Genomic DNA, 4,060 nt, shown 5'->3' with positions numbered 1-4,060 from the left:
CGGAAATCACCGTCCATGACTACATTTTTTATGTGAAGGCAGCCGTGCACCGATCACTCAGGCAGGTGCCAGATCCCGACGAGCAGGCCGGGATGGGTTCAGAGGTTCGGATCAAGCGATCAGGGGGAAGGTGCAGCGCGTGCCCGCGGGATCAATGTGCTGTCGTGCGTGGACACAGATTGAACGGCGAATGAGGGCAGACCTGCAGGAGACGCGTGAAAGCGTGGCTCGCGAGCAGCTGAGGTACGGGAAGGGTCTATGGCGAGGTTGGTCGCGAGAGCCCTGAAGCTGGAGAATGCATACCGCGTGACCACTTGAAACCTCATCTTTCGTTTGAGGGTCAACGACGGGGAATGGCCTGCGCAGGGGTGTCAGCGCCTGGGTTGTCCCGATCGGCTGAGATTGCCCGGCTTGTAGTCATGGCAATCCTTGGCCCGGGTTCGTGACCCGGAGCGCTGGCGATAATAACCATGGATTTAAACGCGAAAGCAAACAAAAAGTGACAAATTCGAAAGTCTTCACAACATCACCCGTTAGATGGGTAACAGACATAAGCGTGGCGATTAAGTGAACTAAGCGGTTCAGAAAAATGATGGCAAAACGCCCTGTACACCGCGTGATTCATACACTTTCACAAAACATCGATCAGGCACTTCGGAACGGCTCAACTCATCGGTCTTTCTGTGAACTTCAGTCTATGCAAAGCGCATAGACCATTGCATCGATATTGTCCAACAACAGGACAAAATACGGGAAACCCGCATTAGCGCCTGTTCGATCTGCAAACATGCAGCGAACGCGTTACGGGAATAAAATGCAACTAAAACGCCATCATCCCACTCTCTCCACCTGATCCGAGCCATGGAAATTCGTTCAATAATTCAAGGGCCTATCACGATAAAAAATAATCCATGATGCGTTATTCATATATAAAAAACTTGTATCCATTCTGAAACAATTCTGTTGCCAAGCGAGTAAGTGCGGACTATGTTCTTACGGCGCTCGATAGGGAGCTAATCAGTTTACAGGTGTGCATGGATGCGAAAGTCGAAAGCCGTCAGTGCTGTCCGTTATTCTATTAAACCTGCTGCAACAGGCGCTCTTTGCGCACTTTCCTTCACGTTTGGCTGTTCTGCCTACGCCGACTACGTCGAACAAGGCAGGTTGGGCGATGCTGCCAGTTGGCGGTCTGCCGAGTTCCAGAGCGACTGGGGACTTGGCCGTATTCAGGCCGAACAGGCATATGCCACAGGCATCACCGGCGCAGGCGTGAAGATCGGTGCGCTGGACTCCGGTTTCGATCCTTCCCACCCTGAAGCCAGTCCGTCGCGTTTTCATGCAGTGACCGCCAGCGGCACCTATGTCGATGGCTCGCCGTTCAGCGTTACCGGTGCCATCAACCCGAACAACGACACACACGGCACCCACGTGACCGGCACTATGGGCGCAGCCCGCGATGGCGTCGGCGTGCATGGCGTGGCTTACAACGCGCAGGTCTACGTCGGCAACACCAACAAGAACGACAGTTTTCTGTTCGGCCCGAGCCCGGACCCGCTTTATTTCCGAGCGGTGTATGGCGCGCTGGCCGATGCCGGTGTACGCGCTATCAACAACAGCTGGGGCAGCCAGCCCTCTGACGTGACCTACGCCACCTACGATGGCATGCGCGCCGCCTATGCCCAGCACTACAACCGCGGCACTTGGCTCGACGAAGCAGCCAACGTCTCGCGCAAGGGCGTGATCAATGTGTTCAGCGCAGGCAACAGCGGTTATGCCAATGCCAGCGTGCGGGCGTCGCTGCCGTATTTTCAACCTGATCTGGAAGGTCACTGGCTCGCCGTGTCGGGCCTGGACGACACCAACGGTCAACGTTACAACCAGTGCGGCATCTCCAAATACTGGTGCATCACCACACCCGGACGCCTGATCAACGGTACCGTGCCCGGCGGTGGTTACGGGATCAAGTCCGGTACGTCGATGTCTGCGCCGCACGCCACAGGTGCGCTCGCGCTGGTGATGGAACGCTTCCCCTACATGAACAACGAGCAGGCGCTGCAGGTGCTGTTGACCACGGCGACCCAACTGGACGGTTCGGTCACCCAGGCACCCAACGGCAACGTGGGCTGGGGCGTGGCTAATCTGGAGCGGGCCATGCGCGGGCCGGGTCAGTTGCTCGGCACCTTCGATGCAACGCTGGGCGCAGGCCAGACCGATACCTGGAGCAACAACATTTCCGATCAGGCGCTGATCCAGCGTCAGGCCGAAGACCGCACCGAGCAAGCCACATGGCAACAGACGCTGGTCAGTAAAGGCTGGCAGAACGGCGTGGCCAGCACGGCCAGTCAGCAGGACCAGACCGATTATGCGGTCGGCACCGCACGGGCGGCCGCCGCTGCACAGCGCCAGTACCAGGGCAGCCTGATCAAGTCCGGCGCGGGCCGGCTGATTCTCGACGGTGCCAACACGTATCGGGGTGACACGCTGGTCAATGACGGACTGCTGTCAGTCAACGGCTCGCTGACCTCTGCCGTGCAGGTCAATGCTGGCGGCACACTGGGGGGTAACGGTCAAATCGGCGAGCTGACGGCTCGCAACGGCGGCAGCGTTGCGCCGGGTAATTCCATCGGCACCTTGCAGGTCAACGGCGACGTGGTTTTCGAGCCGGGATCGACTTACGCGGTCGAGCTTTCGCCGACAGCCAGCGACCGTATCGTTGCCACCGACAGTGCGAATGTGTCAGGCGCCAACATGACGCTGGCGCTGGATGAAACGCCCATCGCTCTGAGCGCCACCTCCGGCCAAACGCTGGAAGGTCGTCAGTTCAATGTGTTGCAGGCTGCCAACGGCGTCAGCGGCCAGTTTGGCAGTGTGTCGTCCAGCTATGCGTTTCTGGGTGGCCGACTCGATTACGCCGCCACCGGCATCGCTCTGAATATCGAACGCACCGCCGCGTTCGACAGCGTTGCGCAGACGCCCAATCAGGCCGCCGTTGCCAAGGCTGCCGAGCAACTGGGCGCCGGAAACGCCGTTTACGAAAACCTGCTGCTCTCCCCCACTGCCGCGTCGGCACGCAACAGCTTCCAGCAGTTGTCCGGCGAGATTTACCCGGCGATCGCCACGGTGCTGATCAACGACAGCCGCCAGGTGCGTGACGCGGTTGGCGAGCGTCTGAACGCCAGCGTGTTCGGCACTGACGGCAACACCCCGGCGCAGGACAATGTATGGCTCAAGGCGCTGGGCGCCTGGGGCAAGACCGATTCAAGCGATGACACCGCTGGCTATACGACGTCTATTGGCGGCCTGCTGGCCGGTGTCGATGGAAACGTGGCCGACGACACTCGTCTGGGTCTGGTCGCAGGCTATAGCGACAGCTCGCTGAACATGGGTTCGGGCACACATTCACGTGCCTCGGTCGACAGCTACCATCTGGGCGCTTATGTCGGCCATGAAATCGGCGCGCTGCGTCTGACACTGGGCAGCGCTTACAGCTGGCACCGTATCGATGCCAAGCGTGATGTTCAGGTCGGCGGCGCAAGTGGCAGTGAGAAGACAAAACACGATGCAGAGACTGCGCAGGTGTTCACCGAAGCTGCGTATCGCGTCCGCTTGCAGCCAGTGACGATTGAACCCTTCGCCAACCTTGCCTACGTGCATCTGGCCACTGACGGCTTCACCGAAAAAGGCGACGCAGCAGCCTTGTCGGCAGGCCGCGATAAACGCGATGCCGTGCTGAGTACCCTCGGCGCACGCGCCTTGAAAACCATCTCCCTCACTGACCAGCAGAAACTCGAGCTGTCGGGCAGCCTCGGCTGGCAGCACAACCTGAGCGACACCGACTCGCAGCAACACTTGGCGTTCGCGTCCGGCGGCGCAAGCTTCGGTGTCGAAAGCTCACCGCTGGTGCGCGATGCTGCACTGGTCGGCGCCCACGCCAGTCTGGCGTTGAGCAAGGACGCCCGGGTGAGTCTGGATTACAGCGGCCAACTGGCCAGTCGCGAAAAAAACCACGGTGTCGGGCTGAGCCTCAACTGGCAGTTCTGATGCTGTAACGCCTCTCGCT

General features: G+C 59.6%; 1 protein-coding gene. It reads left to right on the top strand.

Features of this window, described 5'->3' with window-relative positions:
- Positions 1 to 1,038: 1,038 nt before the first annotated feature.
- Positions 1,039 to 4,041, top strand: coding sequence for an autotransporter serine peptidase EprS (gene eprS / locus AC0IXS_RS23545; RefSeq protein ID WP_471825819.1), 3,003 nt, complete (start codon positions 1,039 to 1,041; stop codon positions 4,039 to 4,041).
- Positions 4,042 to 4,060: the final 19 nt, after the last annotated feature.

The organism is Pseudomonas sp. AC016 (assembly GCF_979253365.1).
Note: the sequence above shows the minus strand (reverse complement) of the source record. Positions and strands in the feature narration are given on the sequence as shown.